Below are 17,621 nucleotides of genomic sequence, written 5' to 3' on the forward strand. Positions count from 1 at the left end.
GTTCTCCTCGTCTTTGGGGATGCGGCGCGACTGCTAGAGCTGAACGACCTTCAGCTCCTTCGCCGCCTTTTTCTTCTTGCCTTTGGCTTTCGCCTTGCCCTTCTTGCCGCCGTTGCACTCGACCGTTGTGCTCCAGCCGGCCTGGGTGAACACCTGTTCCACCGAGTCGACCAGGTACTCGCCGTCGAGCCCGACCTTGAAGCCCTGGGCGTTGATCGTCCGCTCGGCGAACAGGTCGGTGCGCCCCGCCATCTCCAGCCGGACGCCGGCCGTGGAGCGGTTGAACGCGGTGAGGCGCGCCTGGGCGGCCGCTTCGGCGGCGGACTTGTTCGGGTGGATGTGGCGGTCGATGTGCACCGGCGGCAGGCCGTCCGGCGACTCGTCGTTGTCGAGGGTGACCACGGCGAGCTTGCCGGTCTTCTTGTCCTGGTGCTTGGCGGAGACCGCTTTGTGGGTGTTACGGTCGCCCAGCCTGAACTGGAACCGGCTGACATCAGGGCGCTGGATCGTCACCACGCCGAACGCCTTGCCCGAGGCACTCTGTCCGCCCTGGCGCGGCATGACCAGCAACTTGCCGTCGGCGACCTTCGCCGTGCAGTCGTACTGCTTGGCCAGCCGGGTGATGAAGTTGAAGTCCGACTCGTTGAGCTGGTCGGCTCGCGGCACCTTGGTCTGCACCGGGCACACCACCTGCCAGCCGTTGCGGGCGGCGACGTCGGCGACGATCCGCGACAGCGGCACGCTCTCCCAGCTACCGCTGCGGGTGGTCTTGCCGCTGCCGCGCATGTCGCTGGCCTTGCCGGTGATCACCAGCGTGTCCGGCGGACCGGACAGCTCGATCTCGTCGACGACGTAGCGGCCGATGCGGGTCAGCTTGGTTTCCGCGTAGCCCAGGTAGACCTCGATGCTGGCCCCGCGAGGAGGCAGCACCACCGCGCCGTCGCGATCATCGATGCGCAGTTCGAACTCGTCGGATTCCATGCCGGGCTTGTCAGTGGTCTTGAGCTGCAGCAGCCGGTCGTTGATGCGCTGGGTGATGTCGGCGCCGTCGGCGACGACGCGAAAGGTTGGGGTCATGATTCCATCCAAAGGAAGGCCCGCGCTGGGCGGGCCGGTTGAGTCGATCAGCGACAGGCGAACAAGGCGTCAGCCCCACAGCATCACCTCGCTGTCGTCGGGTGGCGGCAGATCCGGCAGCTCGATCACGATGCCGGCGCGGTACGGTTGCGGCTCGTCGGCCAGCCCCTGGTTGGCGTCCAGCACCGCCTCCACTGTGCCGTTGAGGTGCCCGTAGGCGTGGTAGCAAAGGGTGTCGAGCAGGTCTCCGTCAGACGTTCTGCAGGTCGTCGCCATAGCGCACAAGCTCCAAGGTGAACGCCTGCTTGCGCGGGATCCCACCCTGCAGCAGCGCGCTCTGTTCTTCTTCGATGTTCTTCAGGCACCAGGTGCCCAGCACGTCGCCGTAGCCGGTGGTCAGTGTCAGCGGCTGGAGCTGGGCGCCCAGGCTGCGCAGGGTGTCCAGCTGCCGGATGCCGCCCTTGAAGCCGGGGAAGATCGCCCCCTTGAGGGTGATCTTTTCCTCGCCGATGCCCACCGCCTGCTGCGCCGGCCGCCGGGTCAGGCGCTCCTGCGAGGCCCAGCGGTACTCCGTCGAGCGCCGCAGCTCGTCGAAGGCGGCGGTGTCCAGGTTGAAGTAGTACGGCACCTCCTTGGGATCCAGCGGCTGCATGATCAGCAGGTGCGGGAACGGCTTGACCGCCTCGGGCACCGGCGTAGCGTCGCCGGCCAGCGCACCGGTCGGCAGGATGTTGCCCAGCGAGGGGCTGACCTTGCCGGCGATCTTGTTGATCGCGGTGGACGCCCGGGCCGCCTGTTCCTTCAGCTCGCCCATGCGCTCGTCGATCTGCGACAGGGCGCGGGTGGCCTTGTTGTAGGTGGCCACCACCTGGCCGACCTTGGCCTGGGCCGCGTTCACCCCGCGCATCACGCGCTGCAGCTTTTCCCCGACCGCCGGGCCGACAATCGGGATGCCCTCAAGCTCCGAGGCCGCGCCGCTGATCTCGCTGATCGCGCCGTTGACCGGCCCCATCATGCCATCGAGGCTGCGCCGCCCGGTCTCCCCCGCTGCCGCCAGTTGCTTGAGCCCTGACTGCAGCTGTTCCATGTAGGCCATCGGCCCTCCTTACACATGCGGTTCGTCGTACAGCGTGCGGTTCTGCAGCTGTTGCGTGGCCTGCTGCATCTGCTGCGCGATGTAGGGCTGCAGCTCGCGCGCCATCTGGGCCGGATCCTTGACGTCGCCCTGCACGGTGATCTGCAGCGGCGCCGTGATCTCGACCCGTTGCTCGACCTTCGTAGCTTCGGCCTTGGCCGCCGGGATCGGTGCTGCCAGCAATGCCGGCGGAACCGGTGCACCGGCAGGTGCAGCCAGCGAACGGGCCACATCGCCCATCGCCGCGCCAGGGGCCAGCGGACCGGTGGCCGGTTTCGGCGCAAAGGACCGGGCGATGTCACCCATCACCGGCGGCAGGTTCTGCCCGGCGTTGGCCATCATCAGCGGCCCGGCATCCGGCACCCGCTTGAGCGACTCGTCAGTGCCGAACATTTTCTTGCCCAAGAAGCCGCCGGCCGCATCGCCGCCCAGGTAACCCAGGTAGCCGCCGATCAGGCCGCCGACGATGTTGCCGATGATCGGCACCGCCGTCCCGATGGCTGCACCGGCGGCCGCACCGGCCAGCGTGCCGGCCAGCCCGCCCGCCGCCTCGCCGTAGCCTTCGGCCTTTTCATCGCGGGTCTCGGCGTTCTGGTAGGTGTCCAATGCCTTGAGGCCGGCATCGACCACCGCCAGCGCCGCCGGGCCTTTCATGCCGTTGACGATCTTGTCCCTACGACCGAGGCCGTCACCCTTGCCGCCTTTGCCCTTCTTGTCGTCGCCACCGACATCTAGGCCATCGGCACCCAGCCCGCCTCCCTTGCCCGGCAGGTTGGTGACGATCACCTTCTGCGGGATGTTCGGGTTGCCAAGCAGGGTGCCGCGCCCGAGGTTCATCAGGCCCTTGCCTATCTTGAAGGCGCTCGCCGCGCCCTTGAGCGCGATCAGACCGGCCACTGCCGCCCCTATGCCGAGCGTCACCCGTGGGAACTCGTCAGCCAGTCCCGAAAGCCTGCGGCTGACATTGTTGATGCCGTCGGCCACGCCGTCGGTGACCGGCCGCAGCGCATCGCCGATGCTGCGCATGGCGTCGTCCATGGACTGGGCCATCTCCGCCCACTTCTGCGCCGAGGTCTGCCGCCGCTCGGCGAGGTTCTTGTCCAGGATCCCGGTCGCACCCGCCGAGTCCTTCTTCAGTTGCTCATACAGATCCTTGTTCTGCATGTACGCGGTCAGGGCGGCCTTGACCTGCATGTCGGCGAACAGGTCGCCGGTGCGCAGGGCCTCCTCCAGGGACTTCATCATGGCCTTGGCCTTCTCGGGATCGGCCTCTTTGCTGATGGCAGCCGTGGCCTTAGCCATCTCAGCGGCCCGCTTGGGGTCGGTCGCCTCGATGTACTTCTGGGCCAGCGCAAAGCTGGACTCTAGCGTGGACTTGCCGTTCTGCAGTCCGGTCTGCATCGACCCCTTGTAGTCGATGCCGGCCTTAGCGTAGGCCTTGACCGTCTCGCCGGAGCCAATCTTCTCCATCCAGTTCTTGAGGTTGTTGGCCGCCTCGTCCGAACCGCCGGCCGTCTTCATCTGCACCTGCAGCATGGCGCCCAGTTGCGTCACCGAGTCCATCCCGGTGATGCCCAGCTTGCCCATGCCGGCCAACAGCTCGGGGAACCAGCGGGCCATGTCGACCGCCTCGAAGCTGCCCGCCTGCCCTTGGTAGGCGATAGTCTCCAGCGCCTTCTGCATCATCGCCGGATCGGTGATCTTGGCGTTCTGCCCCAGGGCGTTGATCATCTTGGCCGTCACGGCACCTTCCGATCCCTGGCCCACGGAGAACTTGGCCGCCATCGTCGTATAGGACTGAGCCTTGTCCAGCTCCATGCCGGCACCGACCAAGGCGTTGACGACCTCCGCCACCTGGTTACGCGCCATGCCCGTGTCGCGTGACGTGCCGATAACGGATTTGGACAGTCTCGCCTCTTCTGACGAGTTGGCGATGTTGGCCTTGATCGCGATGTCGCGAATGATCGCGCCGTAGTCCGCACTGACCTTGGTCGGGATGGCGACGGCGGCGGTCAGCGCGCCGGCCTGGCCGATGGAGCTTTTCAGGCCGGACCGGCCTTCCTCGATCTGCTGGTGGCCCAGCGCCTTGAGTTCGGCGCCGGCGGCAACGCGGCCCAAGGTAGCGTAGGCCTTGCTCAGGCGGCCGACCTCGACGCCCTGTTTCTTGAGCAGTTCGAGGTTCTTTTCGTACTTGGCCAGCAGCTTGCCCGCGCCTTCGGCGCCGGTCATGTGCGCCTTGCGCCACTCATCGCGCAGGCGCATGGTGTCGCCGATGGTGTTCTGCAGCACGCGGGCCTTCGAGCCCACGGACTCCAGGTGCTTGATCTTGCTTTCGACGTCCTTGAAAGCTTTGCCCACCGTCGGGTCGACGGCGCCGCCGATGACAAAGCCGAGCGCGAGGTTCTTCGCCATGTGCGTGCCTTATGCGTCAAAGGGGGTTGAGCGGTGGCTCAGTCGGAGAGCCACCACACCAGTTCGTTGAAGGGCATGCCCGTGATCTCGGCTGCCGAGAACCCGGTCTCCCTGGCCATGCGTTTGGCCAGGGCCTTCAACGTGGTCACGTCACACCTCGTCGTCCTCGACCAGACGAAAGTAGCCAGCCTGCAATCGTCCGTAGTCGATCACCTTCAGCGCACCCAGCTCCGCCTCGGAGGTCTGGGTTAGGGAGGCGAACAGCGAGATCTCGCGCTGTTCCGCGTCGCCGTTGGAGGTCGCCTGCGCCGCACGTACATCACGCACACAAGGCGCGCGCATCGCCAGGGTGTCTACCTTCACGCCGTTTAGCTCGATGGGCCAACGGAGGCGAATGCGGTAGCCCTCTTCCGAGAGCTGCAGCCACTTGGGGAGTTTTTTTGGGAAGACCGGTTGGATATCTTGGTTCATTTCACTCTTCCTTAGAGGCCCAGGGCCGCACGTTCTTCAGCGAGGTGGTCGACGCCGTCGATCACCAGCACCATGCCCACCATGTCGATCTCGAAGGCCACCCGGCCGCCGACTTCGAGCTTGTAGTAGGTCAATGCCATGTTGTGTTTGGTCTCAGCCTTTTCGCCCGGCTTCCAGTCGCCCATGTCGACCTCCTTGAGGCCGCCGCGCATGGTGACGATGACCGGGGTCACCTTGCCCTTGTAGCCCTTGAACGAGCCCCGGAACACCGCGTTGCAGGCGGTGCGGTCGGACAGGCCGAACCACTTGAGCGCCTCCCGCCGCACGCCGGTGGTGGTGAAACCGGCTTCGAGCTTCTCGACACCGACCGGGATCTCGATCTCGCCGGCCATGCCGCCGCCCCGGTAACTTTCCATCTTCAGCACCACCTTGGGCAGCGTCAGATTGGGGACTTCGCCGGAGAAGCTGACGCCGTCGATAAACGCCACGCTGTTGGACAAAACTTCAGGATTCATCAGTGGCCTCCTCAGGCGGGTTCAAGCACTTCGGTCATCCATTGGTTGGTGACCTCAAAAAGGAAATTCGGGTTCTCGGCCGGCGGCACGTCGGTGAAGCGGATCCGCCAGTACACCTTGCCCTGCTCGATCTGGCTCGCGGTGTTCAGTTCCTCGTCGGGGAACACCTCGAAGTTGATCACCGCGCCCTGGTTCTTCAAGTCGCGCATGAACGCCTCTAGGCCGTCGGTGACGTCCTTGACATAGGTCTTGGTGATCGAGCGGTCGACCGCCCATTTGTGCCCGGCCTGCACTGCGTCCATGATCATGAACAGGGTGCGCACGCGGGTGACGAACGCCCATTTCGGGTCGCTCGACAGGGTGCGGTTGCCCCACAGCCGGTAGCCGTCGTCGCGGATGATCGTGGTGATGTTCGCGTTGTTGAGCAGGTTGGCCCGGCAGGTCTCGTCGCCGTCCAGGTACTCGACCGCCCGTCCGGTGCCGGTGATGCCGGTGAACTCCTTGTTCGACGGTGAGGCCCAGAAACCGTACTCGGCATCGGTCCAGGCGAACAGGCCGGCTGCCCACGCCGAGCCCGGCGCGTCAACGGTCTTGCTTTCGGCGGTGTCCCAGTACTGCACGCCGGGGTCGACCATGAACAGGTTGCGGCTGCCGAAGTTCTTCGCGTAGGCCATCGCGGCCTCGTCGGTGGTGCCCGGCCCGTCGATGATGCCGATGGCCCGCAGCTTCTGCGCCAGGCCGTCCATGGCCGTGGCCACCGCCTGGGTCGCCGAATGTCCTGGCGCGATCAGCAGCCGCGGCTGCGCGTTGAACAGGCTCTTGCCGTCGAGCAGCGCCTGCAAGCCGGTGCGCTGCCCGGAGGTCAGCACGCCGCCGATGATCGCCGAGGTCTGCAGCGCCGGGTCGTCCATCTTCGGCACGCCGATGGCGACGATGACCACCTTGGCCTTGGCGTAGATCGCCTTACAGGACTTGGTGATCGCCGATTCCGCGCCGAACGCAGCGATGGCTTCGCGCTCGGTGGTGATCAGTTTCAGCTCGCCGGCCTTGGCCGTGCCGCCGCCGAGCAAACCGGGGGTGAAGGTGTCGCACAGGCCGATGATCGAGGAGGACGGCAGCGAGATGGTGCGTGCGCCGGTATCGACCGAGGCGGTCGTGACGCCGTGGTAGAAGCTCATGAGGGTCAATCTCCAGAAACGAAAAAGCCCCGCGTGAGCGAGGCTATTGGATGGGTCGTGCAGGTTGTAGCGGACAGGAAAACGCCCCGACGGTGCGGGGCGTTCATTGCAGCTTTGGCGGATCCGGCGGCGTCGGTGCCGGCCAGCCCTGGTGGAGCAGCTCGTCGCGGTATTCGCCCTCCTCGATCAGGCGCAGCAGTTCCAGCTCGCGGTCGAAGCAGGCCTGCACATGGCCGCGCACCGCCGTGGCAATCGCGACGATTTCCGCCGAGCCGATCTCGACGAAGCCGGTCGCGGTCTTGAAGTTGCAGCGGTACTCCGGGTCGTAGATCGCGGCCAGCCCGGTGCTGGCGATCAGCGCCTGGCTGTCGCGGGTCGTCTCGATGGACAGTCCGTCGACCAGGACGCCGGTCGCCTCGCGCTTGAACCGCTCGGCCGCGACCAGGGCGGCCTGTTGCTCCGGCGTCGTGACCGGCGCGTCCGGCGGCGAGAACCGCCAGGCGCCGCCGGACTCGATGGCCTGCCAGCCCTCCAAAGGGGGCGGCTCGATGCCGTCTATGCAGACGAAGACCATCGACGGGTGAAACATTTTCGTGATGTCGCCGTCCGTCTCGACCCGCTCGAACACCTCGCCGGCACTCACACGCACATAAACACTCATGTCCATTCCTCGATCTCAATCCAACCGTCTCCGCCGTCGCCGCCCTTCAGGTGTGAGGGGTAGGACGGCTGGGCCACGGCCCCGCCGCCGCCCGCCCCAGGCGTGCCAGCGGGAGTACCGTTGCCGCTCTGAGAGATTGAGTTGCCGCCCGCTCCCCAGCGGCTCGGGCCACCCTCACCGGATACACAGAACCCGGCCATGGGAGCTAAGAACCCACCACCGCCTTGCCCCGAGCTGTTCGCGAAAGCCCCGCCAGTCGCATACTCTGAATTCGGCGTGCGCCCCAGGTACACCGGCGGCGCGATGTTCCCCACCAGTCCGCCGCCATAACCGCCCGGCGCCGTGGCAAAAGCCCCAAACGACGTGGCGCCGCCGTTGCCGCCCTTGGCCGCCAGGACGCCTATTCCGCCCCGGCCGAGTGTCACCTGGACGCCGTTGAAGCCGCTGGTGATCCAAGTGTCGAAGAACGCCCCAGCGCTCCCGCCGCAACCGCCGGAAATTTGCCCAGCGGCTGTCGAGTACGCGCCGCCGCCTCCACCACCCGCGCCCTCGCCGCGAACCCGGACCTTACCGGTGCCTGGCGTTGCGTTGTAGATCTGCGTATAGCCCTGCGCGGATCGGATACGTCGGAGACCAAGCAGGCGGTTCGGAGTCGTGGCGGCCAGCGCATCGCTGACCTTTTGATCAACCTGCGTCTTGCTGTAGCTGTCGGTGATGCCGTATCCCGCCAGCGTTGTCGGGTTGTCACCCGACTCGACGATGCCGCGCTCGTTGACCTTGACCCGCGTGTACTGTCCGGCAGTCTTGTTCTTGGGCAGCACCTCCAGGATGGCCGCCTCCACGTAGGCCCGCGTGGCCAGTACCACCGCCGGATCGACCTTGAGCTGGATGTTGCCGGTGCTGGTGACGATGAAGTTCATCCGCACGATCTGCGTCCGGCCCGAGCCCTGCGACAGCAGCGGCTTGAAGCTCGGCGCGCAGTTGGCCACCGCCACCAGGTCGCCGTCGGCGTCGTACAGGCCGATCTCGCGGATCCAGCGCCCGCCCTCGTCGGCCGGGATGACCTGCTCGGCGATCAGCACCGCCGGGTTGACCGGATCGGTCATCAGCCGGTTGAGCGGCCGGCGCCGCCATTCGTTGATCAGTTTGGTCTGCCCCTCGGAGGGGATGACCGGATCGATGTTGTTGGCGTCCCCGACGCCCATGTCGGAGAGTCTCCAGGGGATGCCGAGCGCGTCGGCGTTCGCCTGCTTGGCCTTCCCCACGTTGGTGAGGATGGCGAAGAACTGCGTGTTCGCATCAGTCATTGGTAGATGTCCAGGGTATCGATGGTGTGTTCGCGGCCGACCACGCCGAAGCTTCCGGTGACCTCGATGTCACGCATCACCGGCGGGTAGACGTCGATCTCGTCGCCGTCGTAGAGGGTCGCGGCGATGTTCAGGTCGCCCTTGGTTTCGAGGCTGATGGCCAGGCCCGTCAGCTGCCGGCTGACCGGCTTGGCGTCGTCGATCAGGCGCTCCAGCTCCCGATACATCTCCTCGGTGATGCCGGTGTCGAGGACGCCGACCTTCAGGGCGAAGGTGCCGGGCACGCCTTCCGGTGCGGTCTGCCACCACTCCAGCACCTCGATCAAGTAGCCCAGCGGCTCGACCACCCGGCGCAGGGCGCCGATGGTGCCCTTGTGCTTGTGGATGTAGAACGAGGCCTTGATCGCGGCGCGCTTGACCGGCTCCGGCCAGGCCGGATCCCAGCGGTCGACCGACCAGGCCCAGGCCAGGTGCGGCAGCAGGTGCACCGGGCAGTTGTCGGGGTTGTACAAGGCGCGCAGCGGGATCAGGGTGGTCTCGGCGAACGTGGCCTCGATGCCCCGCTCCAAGGGGGTGCTGTTGAGCGGTAGTAGGCTGCGCATGTCAGTCCCCCAGCACGACGCTGTAACCCGTGCAGTAGGCGGCCTGGGCCTTGGTCGGCTTCAGGTCTTGCCATCCCCGCAGCTCCACCCGTGCGACACCGGCGACGTGCAGCTGCGCGTCGACGCCGGAGCGCGCCACCTCGACGCCCAGCCGGCGCCGTGGGTTGATCCACAGGCCCAGCCGCCGGATCGCCTCGGTGAGCGCCGCGTCGTTCTCCGGGCCGGCGCCCTTCATGTGCAGCACGGCGTCGACGCTGTAGCGCAGGATCTCGGCGCCGCGCACGGTGACGCGGTCGGCGACCGGCCTCACGTCATCGTCGTTCACCGCCGCCGCGACCAGGGCCAGCAGCTCCGGACCGGCCGTGCCGTCGCCCTCCAGCCCCAGCACCGTGACGTCGACGCGGGCCGGCCCCGGGCTTTCCGCCGTGGCGTCGGCGACCAGCGCCGAGGCGTTGCGCGCATGCAGGATGTAGCTGTTGCGCGGGCCGGCAGTGGTCAGCCCCTCGTAGGCCAACTGCACCCGCTCGCGCAGGGCGTCGTGCGACTCCTTCACCGCCTCGACCGGCGGGACGGCCAGCGGGTCGGCCGCCTGGATGACCAGGCGCTTCAGGTTGACGTTGGCCGCCAGCTGGTCCAGGTCGGATCCGGTGGCGTGGGACAGCAGCAGCGCCTTGGCCGCGTCGTTGACCCGCGCCCGGTTGCCGAGCTTGATGTAGCTGCCGACCTCCAGCAGCTTGGTCACCGGGTCGCTCTCGAGCGACGCCGTCCAGTTCTGCCCCATGTGCCCCCGGAACACCTCCAGCGCCTCGCCGTACACGTCCTCGAAGTCCAGCGGCTCCAGCACGTCCGGCGCCGGCAGCTCCGACAGATCCACCAAGGTACTCATACCCACACCTCCAACGTGCCGCGCTCACCGAGGTATTCGCCGCTTATCTTGAAATTGATTTGGCCGCCCAGCACCGACATGACGACGACGCGCTCAAGCCGCAGGCGCGGCTCCCACTGGCGCAGCGCCCGGGCGGCCTCGGCCTGCGCGGCGCTCTTCCAGCCTTCGTTGATGGGCAGGTCGACCATGCGCCGCAGCTTGCTGCCGTACTCCGGGCGCTCGCGCCGGCTCATCAAGGGGGTGCCGAGGATGTCCGCCATGGACTGGCGCAGATGCTCGATGCCGGAGATGGGTTGCCCGGTGTGGCGATCCATTCCGATCATCGGGACTACTCCTTGAGCTGCTCGTATTCGGGATGGGCCTTGAGGCACTTCAGCGCGGTGTCGTCGCCGGCCTCGACCGTGACCAGGGCGCCGGCCACGGCGAGCGTGCGGCCGTCCGGCAGGATGACGGTGCGAGAGGTGTAGAGGGTGTCGCGGAAGGTGACCGACGGGGCCGCCGGCACCGTCGGAACGGCGGCAGGTGCCTGCGCCGCTGGATCGTCTTGGGGTTTGGCCATGATTGCTCCGGGTAGAAAAAGGCCCGCGCAGGGCGGGCCGGGTCAATGGGTAATCGCTAATGCTTGTGGTTGCTGCTGTTGCCCGAGGTGTCGAGGATCTTCCCGCCGCCGGTGACGTCCTGGGTGACGTGCAGCGGGCCGTCGATGTTGACCGGCCCCTTGATGTTCACCTTGCCTTCGAGATCGATCGTTCCCGACTTCACCGTGACGGCGCTGTCGGTCACCTCGGCCTGGGTTCCCCCGACGTTGATGGTGACCGTGCCGGTCGGCAGGCTGATGGCGTAGCTCTTGGCCTGCCAGTCGTAGACCAGGGATCCGCCGTCCTCGAAGCGCCAGACCTCGACGTGGTCGCGGTTGTCCGGCGGCGGCCCGCCGCTGCCGTAAAGGCCCGGGATGAACGTGCCCTGGGCCACGTCGCCGCTGGCACTGATCAGGGTGCCCTGCTCGTTCAGGCTCGGCGCCCGCCAGTGCCGGGCCTTGCCGGCGGCGATGCTGTGCCAGCGCACCCAGCCGCTGACCCATTCGCCGTCCGAGACCCGGCAGGCCGGAGGGGACGCGGCGAGATCCACCGCGACCACGTAGCAGTCCTTGACCAGGCCGGCGAGCATGCGGTCGTGCTGGGCCGCGACGTAGCCCGAACTCATGGCACGTCCTCCGGCCGGAACGGGCCGTCGCCCGGATCAATGTTCAGCACCAGGGTGCCCGGCGGTTGGTCCGGCCAAGGCCATTGCGCCTCGCCCAGGTAGACCTGCTGCGTCCACTCCACGGCCCAGACGGTGTAGCCGTCCAGTTCGGGCTTGGTCCAGTCCGGCATGGCCTGCACGAACTCGGCGGGCTCGACCTCCACGCCCCAAGTCTGCAGGCGCAGAAGCACCGCCAGTTGGCCGACCAGGAACACAGCCTGCTGGTGATGATCCCGGTGGATCGGGTCAGTGATCACCCGCGCCTCGAACTTGCAGGTCAGGCTGGTTTCGCCGGTGCCCGGATCGTGGCCGGGCTCCAGCTCCGCCAGTTCGAGCAGCACCGCCGGCAGCGGTATGCGATCCCTGATGTCGGGCCACATGGACACCGTCCGCACGTCCGGCAGGTGAGCCTGGATGCGCATCTCAATGGCCCGGAACAGCCGTTCAAGGCTGAACGGGATTTCCGGTTCGTCCATCGCGTCAGTTCCCCTTCAGGTGCTTCTGCAGTTCAAAGTTGAGTTCCTGCTGCAGCACATGCACCAGGTGTTCATCCGCCTTTCGCACCCAAGCCTCGAAAAGAGGCCGGGCTTGCTCCAGTGAGACCTTGGCCTTGGCCAGCGGGAAGCGGCTGCCGTGTTCGGCGATCCATCCGGAGCTGGCCCCGCCGGCCGCGCTGACGTCGCTGTCCGGGTAGTCGGCGGCGTCGAAGTGCTTGCTGGCCGTGCGGATCCAGATGTCCGCCTGGCTGCCGTACACCTTCTTGTGGAAGGCGCCCGCGTACCGGCGGCCTGCAACCGACACGCCGGTCTTGCCCTGGCGGACGCTGCCGATGCGGCTGGCCTCGATGGAGTCGAGGCCGAACCACAGCTTGCCGCTGTTGGCCCCGCCGCTGACCGGATAGGCCCGCAGGCGCTGCCTCACCGCCTTGAGCGCTATCCGCTCCTGACGGCCGACGGCCCTGGCGATGTAGGTGACGAGCCAGCGCAGTGTCTTGTTGATCGCCCTGCGCTGGGCGTTGGCGGCGGCCTTGGGCACCAGGGCCGCGAAGTCCTGGAACGCTTTCAGCTCTGCGGAGTTGGCTTGCAGCGAGATCATCCCGCCGCTGGCCGATGGCTTGAAATGACTGCCTACGCTCATCATCTGGCCCTCAACAGCAATGCCACCCAGCCGTCGCCGTCAGGTTCTAGCTTCACCAGGTCATAAAGGCCGCCACCGTCCTGCGCCGGCAGGTCGATGTCCACCAGTTGCCCCTCCTCGACCCCGTCCGCATCGCAGACGCGGATCTCGAAACGCGGCTCACGGAGCCCCGTGTTGATCCGCCCCATGCGTGGCTGCAGCCATGGTGCGGAAAAGAAGCCGGCGATCTCCCGACCGCCGACCGTTCCCGTGTCACCCAGCCCATCCAGCACCAGGGCATCCATGTCGTCGCTCAGCTCGCGAAAGCCCACGGTCACGCACCGTCGTCTGCGTCGTCGGTTGCGTCCGGGCTCTCCTGCAGCAACTGCTGGGCACGCGGATCCTTGATGGCGGCGATGCGCCCCTCGGCCACCAGCGCGTCCGCCACCTCCTTGCTGGGCGGGTTGTACGGCTGGCCCTTGACCGCCACATTGCGGCCGTCCTGCACGCAGCCGTCGATCACCAGGTATTCGGCTTTCTTGGCCATGTCACACCACCTTGGCGTAGATGAAGGCGTCCGGCTCCAGCAGGCCGGCCAAGGCGGCGCTCTGCAGCTTCAGCCAGCGGGCGCTCGGCTCTTCAGTGACCCAGCTTTTCGGGAAGCGCGCCGCTTCGACCAGGCCGCTTTCGACGGCCGCCAGATCCTGGATCGCACCGTACAGCATGGCGTTGCGCGTCGAGGTGGATCCGAGGATCAGGCCACCGGCGGGGATCATCGGCAGCTCTTCGTCCTCTTCGCCATCGGCCAGATACCACTCGTCATAGCCGTACAGGTCGACGCCCGGATCGCTCAGGTAGCCCAGGTAGGTCACACCATCGGGCAGCTCCTCGGGCTTGATCATGCCCATGTCGACGCGGCGGGTGTTGAGTTGCTTCATCACCGTCGCGTTGGACTGGAAGGCGTCCAGCGCCTCGCCGCTCATGGCCACGGTGTTGGCCGTGCGGCCGGAGTCCTTGGCGATCTTGCGTTTCCAGGTGCGCAGGTTGCTGATGGGGTCAGCGTCGGCCGTGTTCCATTGCCCGCTGCCGAGGCTGATCCGGTGGTCGCTCGCCATCAGGAAGTCGATGGTGTCGTCCACGCCCTCGCCGATCACTCGGACCTTGCCGGTGGTGAGCGCCTGGGCGCACATCCACTCCTCGCGGCGGACGATCTCGTCGTCCAGGTCACGCAGATCCTTGCCCAGCAACTGGCCGGCACGCTCCAGCGGGGTGCGGGTGGAGTACGGGTTGTCGCCGGCTGCACGCTTGAGCACCAGTTCGGCGGTGGTCTCGCGCTTGGGCTGGATGTACGGCGGCGAGTAGGTGCTGGTGGTGTAGCCCTCGCGCAGCGACAGGCTGCCCGGCAGGCGCGGATTGACGAACGGCGCCATCTTGCGCTTGCCCTTGACGATGTCGATGTCCACGGACTTGGTCGGGAACGTCACCGGGTTGCCGCCATTGAAGAAGGTGTTCAGCAGAAATCGGCGTGCGGTCGGCATCTGCTCGACCGCTTCCAGCATGGTGCGGGTATCAAAAATATCCATCGGAAACTCCGGTTAGCGAACGAACAGGCACAGGGCACGCAGCGAGGCTTTCGCCTTCGCCACAGTGAGCCCTTCGCCGAGGGTGAGTTGGGTGGCCAGCACTTCGCCGGTCAGTCGGATCGGCGCCGCCTGTGCGCCCTTGCTGGCGTCCGTGGCCTGGTCGAGGATCGCCGACGGCACCTCGGAGCCGTCGCTGGCTGCGGCCTTGCACAGCACGTACTCGCCGCTTGCCTTGACCTGCCCCAGCACCGCGCCTAGCGGAAGGTTCTGGCCGGCGGCGATCACGGCGGTGTCGATCATCACGGGGAAGGCGCCCGCCGAGAGCTGCTCGGGCACGTAGGTTTGGCGTTCTGGATTGCTCATGCTCTTCTCCTGTCAGCGGCGCGAGGCGCCCACGACGATGGCATTGACCACGGCCTTGCGCTCGCCCTGGCCAGCGTCACCGGTCGGTGTCGAGGCCGACGTGCCCGTGGCGTCGGACTTGATCGCGCTCAGGGAAATGCCGCGGTCCTGGGCTGCCTTGAACAACTGCAGCGCGGTGGCCTCGACCGAGGTGCCGGCATCAATGGCGGCGGCGATCTCGGTCTCGAACCCCTTGCTGGCCAGGGCGTTGATGCCGGTGATGCGCTGCCGTTCGGCGGTAGCGCCTTCCTCGCGGCTCTGGGTGCGGATGCTCTCCAGATCCGGCTGGCTGGCCTGGGCGATCTGGATGGTCTGCGGATCCGTGCCGGCGGCCAGCGCCTCACGCAACTCCGCCGTGCTGCTGACGGTGGTCATGTTGAATTTCCTCGGTTGGTTTGTGGCCGTTTTGGCCAGTTCGGTAATCAGTGCTTCAAGCGAGCCCAGCCGGTGGGCCAGGCCGGACTCGACGGCGGCGGCGCCGACGCGCAACCCGCCGAAGTCGCCCATCTCGGGGACGCGCTCCGGATCCACGCCCAGGTTGCGGGCGACCTTGGCCACGAACACGTCGCCCATGGCGTCGACGGTCTCGCCGACCTTGGCCCGGCCTTCTTCGGTGGAGAGATCCACCCGCTTGTTGGGTGCGTTGCGGCTGACGATCTGGTAGCGCTTGCGCCCGGTGGCGGCCTCACCCTCCACCACCGCCTCGACCACGACGCCGATGCTGCCGGCGAGCGCGGTCTCGTCGATGACGATCTCGCCGGCGGCCGAGGCGATCCAGTAGGCCGCGCTGGCTCCGGTGCCGCCGATGTAGGCGACGATGCGCTTGCGGTCTCGGGCCGCATGGATGAGGTCGGCCAGCTCGTTGATGCCGGCGGCAACGCCACCGGGGCTGTCGATGTTCAGGATGATTGCGCTGACCTTGGGGTCGTCCAGCGCCTTCTGCAGGTCGGTGGCCAGCACCTGGGTGCTGGTCGCGCCGCTGATCTCGGTGAAGAGGTTGGCGTAGCGGAACACGGGGCCGACCACCGGGATGATCGCAACTCCGTTGCGCACGCTGACGGTGCGGCTGTTGTCCAGCCGCGTGCCGGTGCGGGTCTCCAGAGCCGCCGGGTCGCCCATTCGGTCTGCGATGGTCAGCAGGTTTTCCAGGGCGCCGGGCAGCATCAGCCACGGCTGCGAGGCAGCCAGCTCGAATGCGCGGGGCATGGTTATTCCTCGTCGGGTTTGTTGGGAGGCGCTTCCTGTTCGCGCCCTTTGGGGAGGGTGTGCAGGCCGTCCTTACGGCGTTGCTCGACTTCCCGAACGCGTTGCCGGTACACCTGTTGCCACGGCTCACCGGTCATCGCGGCGGTCTCCAGCGTCTCGTTGCTGACGCCGATCTCGATGCGTTTGCCGGCGGCGTTGGCCTCCTTCAGCTCATCGATGGCGCCACGGGCCGGGCCGATCCAAATCGCTTGGCAGTAGGCTTTGCGCGTGGCGGGATCCGCATAGCCGGGCAAGCTGATCAGCCCCCGAGCCACAGCCTCGTCGATCAGCAGCTCGCGGCTGGGCTGGCAGAAGTCGCAGATCAGCCACCAGCGGCGCAGGCTGTAGAAGCGCCAAGCCTGCAGCATCGCTGCGCGGGCCGCGCTGTAACTGCTGCTGTAGTGCAGCAGCAGCTCCTCCATCGGCTGTTCCAGGGCGGCGCCGATCTCCTTCACCACGGCGGTGAAGAACGGGTCGAACTGCGCGTTGGGTCGCGCCGGGTTGGCGATCATCGGTTCCTCGCCCTGCCCCAGGTCGACAATCGCGCCCTCGCCCAAGGCCAGTTCGCCATCCCCGGTGGTGTCGCCACCAGGGCCGCCGCCTTCATTCGCCAGAGCGGTCATCGGCAGGTTCCCGACCTGGAAGTCGTTGGTCTTCTTGATGAAGACGGTGAACATGGCCGAGATCACTGCCGCCATCAGTTCGGCGCTGCTGTAGCGCTCCAGCTTCTGCAGCGGCTCCAGCACCGGCGCAAGGTACGGCGCGCCACGCTTCTGGCCGGGGCGCTCCTTGTCGGCCATGACGTGCATCACCCGGCGCCGCCCGGTCAGCGCCCCGAACGCCGGCAGGCGTTCCCAAGTCAGCGGTTGACCGCTGGTGTACTCGTTCTGGTAGCCGCTGCAGACGTGGTAGGCCACCGGCGCGCCGAGCCGGTCGAACTCGACGCCGTCCACCAGGTTCGCACCGTCGAGCCGGCCTGCCGGGTTGCACACCCGATCCGACTCGATCAGCTGCAGGCGCGTGCTGAAGACGCAGCCCGGACGCTCGTCGTCGGGGCTGGCGATCAGCACGTCGCCGCCGACCATGGAGGAGACCATCACCAGCGCCTGCAGCTGATAGTGGTTCAGGGTCGCCTCTGCGTCGCACTCACGCGGGTCATCGGCATACAGCGACCAGAGCCGGTCGAGCTGGGCATTGAGTTCGTCGGCCTGCGTTTCGCTCAGGCCGAGTGCCGAGTGGTCGACCTGCGAGCGGCAGACCAGGCCGGTTCCCACCACATTGGTGCGCAGACGCGTGATGGCCGCCCGTGCAATGAGGTGGTTGCGCATGGCGTCCCGCGACCGGGCCACCAGCATGCGCCGCTCGTTCTGGTCGAGATCCCGGCGCGGACTGCCCAGGCCGGGGATCCAGCTGGCCATGCTGCGCAGTACGCGGGAGGCCCCACGCCAGCGGGTCTCGGCGCCGCCACCTCCGCCCTGGGCGACGATGGGCGGTGCCCCGGTGGCCGACTTGGCGAGCTTGATGGCCTCGCGCATCAGCAGCTCGGCCGGATCCTTTCGAAAGAAGCCCATGGTCAGATTGCCAGGTAGGAGATGCGGTTACGGCCACGGCCCTGCTGCTGGGCCTGCTCCAGAGCGACCTCCCTGGCGTACTGCTGCTCCAGCAGGCGCAGGCTGTTCAGTTCGGCGCGCTGCAGCTCGCGGTCCGCACGGCGCAGCCGCTGCCCTTTTTTCAGGATGTCAGAGATCGCCGCCCGCACTTCCGCGAGGCGCTGTTGTGCGTCTGTCAT

Annotated in this window: 23 protein-coding genes; all 23 read right to left on the reverse strand. The window is 67.1% G+C overall.

Annotated elements, in window-relative coordinates:
* Positions 1-33 precede the first annotated feature (33 nt).
* The 23 genes from CAG31_RS20075 to CAG31_RS20185 all read right to left on the reverse strand — a co-directional run bounded on the left by CAG31_RS20075 (position 34) and on the right by CAG31_RS20185 (position 17,621).
* Positions 34-1,077, reverse strand: a complete 1,044-nt coding sequence (locus tag CAG31_RS20075) for a phage late control D family protein (RefSeq protein ID WP_085584381.1) — start codon at positions 1,075-1,077, stop codon at positions 34-36.
* A 69-nt stretch (positions 1,078-1,146) separates the two neighbouring features.
* Positions 1,147-1,353, reverse strand: coding sequence for a tail protein X (locus tag CAG31_RS20080; RefSeq protein WP_085584383.1), 207 nt, complete (start codon positions 1,351-1,353; stop codon positions 1,147-1,149).
* Complete coding sequence (locus tag CAG31_RS20085; RefSeq protein ID WP_085584386.1) at positions 1,328-2,173, reverse strand: phage tail protein; 846 nt, start codon at positions 2,171-2,173, stop codon at positions 1,328-1,330. The genes CAG31_RS20080 and CAG31_RS20085 overlap by 26 nt, the downstream gene beginning before the upstream one ends.
* 9 nt (positions 2,174-2,182) lie before the next feature.
* Positions 2,183-4,624 (reverse strand): phage tail tape measure protein, encoded by a 2,442-nt coding sequence (locus CAG31_RS20090; protein ID WP_085584388.1) that lies wholly within the window; start codon positions 4,622-4,624, stop codon positions 2,183-2,185.
* 150 nt (positions 4,625-4,774) lie between these two features.
* Positions 4,775-5,095 carry a phage tail assembly protein gene (locus CAG31_RS20095; RefSeq protein ID WP_085584390.1) on the reverse strand — a complete coding sequence of 107 codons (321 nt, stop codon included), beginning with the start codon at positions 5,093-5,095 and terminating at the stop codon, positions 4,775-4,777.
* Positions 5,096-5,106: 11 nt separating this feature from the next.
* Positions 5,107-5,610, reverse strand: a complete 504-nt coding sequence (locus CAG31_RS20100; RefSeq protein ID WP_085584391.1) for a phage major tail tube protein — start codon at positions 5,608-5,610, stop codon at positions 5,107-5,109.
* Positions 5,611-5,621: 11 nt separating this feature from the next.
* Positions 5,622-6,788: a phage tail sheath family protein gene (locus CAG31_RS20105; RefSeq protein ID WP_085584393.1), complete on the reverse strand. Its 1,167-nt coding sequence runs from the start codon at positions 6,786-6,788 to the stop codon at positions 5,622-5,624.
* Between the two features lie 103 nt (positions 6,789-6,891).
* A complete protein-coding gene (locus CAG31_RS20110) occupies positions 6,892-7,449 on the reverse strand; it encodes a DUF4376 domain-containing protein (protein WP_256575472.1) in 558 nt (185 codons plus the stop codon).
* On the reverse strand, positions 7,446-8,756 hold the full coding sequence (locus tag CAG31_RS28740) for a phage tail protein (RefSeq protein WP_256575471.1): 1,311 nt from the start codon (positions 8,754-8,756) through the stop codon (positions 7,446-7,448). Before CAG31_RS28740 ends, CAG31_RS20110 begins: the two co-directional genes overlap by 4 nt.
* A complete protein-coding gene (locus tag CAG31_RS20120) occupies positions 8,753-9,358 on the reverse strand; it encodes a phage tail protein I (RefSeq protein WP_085584395.1) in 606 nt (201 codons plus the stop codon). Before CAG31_RS20120 ends, CAG31_RS28740 begins: the two co-directional genes overlap by 4 nt.
* 1 nt (position 9,359) lies before the next feature.
* Positions 9,360-10,244 (reverse strand): baseplate J/gp47 family protein, encoded by an 885-nt coding sequence (locus CAG31_RS20125; RefSeq protein WP_085584397.1) that lies wholly within the window; start codon positions 10,242-10,244, stop codon positions 9,360-9,362.
* On the reverse strand, positions 10,241-10,567 hold the full coding sequence (locus tag CAG31_RS20130) for a GPW/gp25 family protein (RefSeq protein ID WP_085584399.1): 327 nt from the start codon (positions 10,565-10,567) through the stop codon (positions 10,241-10,243). The genes CAG31_RS20125 and CAG31_RS20130 overlap by 4 nt, the downstream gene beginning before the upstream one ends.
* A 5-nt stretch (positions 10,568-10,572) precedes the next feature.
* Entirely contained in the window at positions 10,573-10,803 is a 231-nt protein-coding gene (locus tag CAG31_RS20135) for a hypothetical protein (RefSeq protein ID WP_085584400.1), read from the reverse strand.
* A 56-nt stretch (positions 10,804-10,859) separates the two neighbouring features.
* Positions 10,860-11,447 (reverse strand): phage baseplate assembly protein V, encoded by a 588-nt coding sequence (locus CAG31_RS20140; protein ID WP_085584402.1) that lies wholly within the window; start codon positions 11,445-11,447, stop codon positions 10,860-10,862.
* A complete protein-coding gene (locus tag CAG31_RS20145; RefSeq protein ID WP_085584404.1) occupies positions 11,444-11,962 on the reverse strand; it encodes a hypothetical protein in 519 nt (172 codons plus the stop codon). The genes CAG31_RS20140 and CAG31_RS20145 overlap by 4 nt, the downstream gene beginning before the upstream one ends.
* Positions 11,963-11,966: 4 nt before the next feature.
* Positions 11,967-12,623 (reverse strand): hypothetical protein, encoded by a 657-nt coding sequence (locus tag CAG31_RS20150; RefSeq protein WP_085584638.1) that lies wholly within the window; start codon positions 12,621-12,623, stop codon positions 11,967-11,969.
* Positions 12,623-12,934, reverse strand: a complete 312-nt coding sequence (locus CAG31_RS20155) for a hypothetical protein (RefSeq protein ID WP_085584406.1) — start codon at positions 12,932-12,934, stop codon at positions 12,623-12,625. The genes CAG31_RS20150 and CAG31_RS20155 overlap by 1 nt, the downstream gene beginning before the upstream one ends.
* A gap of 2 nt (positions 12,935-12,936) precedes the next feature.
* Entirely contained in the window at positions 12,937-13,149 is a 213-nt protein-coding gene (locus CAG31_RS20160; RefSeq protein WP_085584408.1) for a hypothetical protein, read from the reverse strand.
* A gap of 1 nt (position 13,150) precedes the next feature.
* A complete protein-coding gene (locus CAG31_RS20165; RefSeq protein ID WP_085584410.1) occupies positions 13,151-14,185 on the reverse strand; it encodes a major capsid protein in 1,035 nt (344 codons plus the stop codon).
* 12 nt (positions 14,186-14,197) lie between these two features.
* Positions 14,198-14,548 (reverse strand): head decoration protein, encoded by a 351-nt coding sequence (locus CAG31_RS20170; RefSeq protein WP_085584412.1) that lies wholly within the window; start codon positions 14,546-14,548, stop codon positions 14,198-14,200.
* A 12-nt stretch (positions 14,549-14,560) separates the two neighbouring features.
* Positions 14,561-15,793, reverse strand: coding sequence for a S49 family peptidase (locus tag CAG31_RS20175; protein WP_085584414.1), 1,233 nt, complete (start codon positions 15,791-15,793; stop codon positions 14,561-14,563).
* Between the two features lie 2 nt (positions 15,794-15,795).
* Complete coding sequence (locus CAG31_RS20180; protein ID WP_085584416.1) at positions 15,796-17,403, reverse strand: phage portal protein; 1,608 nt, start codon at positions 17,401-17,403, stop codon at positions 15,796-15,798.
* Positions 17,404-17,405: 2 nt separating this feature from the next.
* Positions 17,406-17,621 (reverse strand): hypothetical protein, encoded by a 216-nt coding sequence (locus CAG31_RS20185; protein WP_085584418.1) that lies wholly within the window; start codon positions 17,619-17,621, stop codon positions 17,406-17,408.

This window comes from Pseudomonas sp. R25(2017) (genome assembly GCF_002112565.1).
GTDB lineage: Bacteria > Pseudomonadota > Gammaproteobacteria > Pseudomonadales > Pseudomonadaceae > Aquipseudomonas > Aquipseudomonas ekonensis.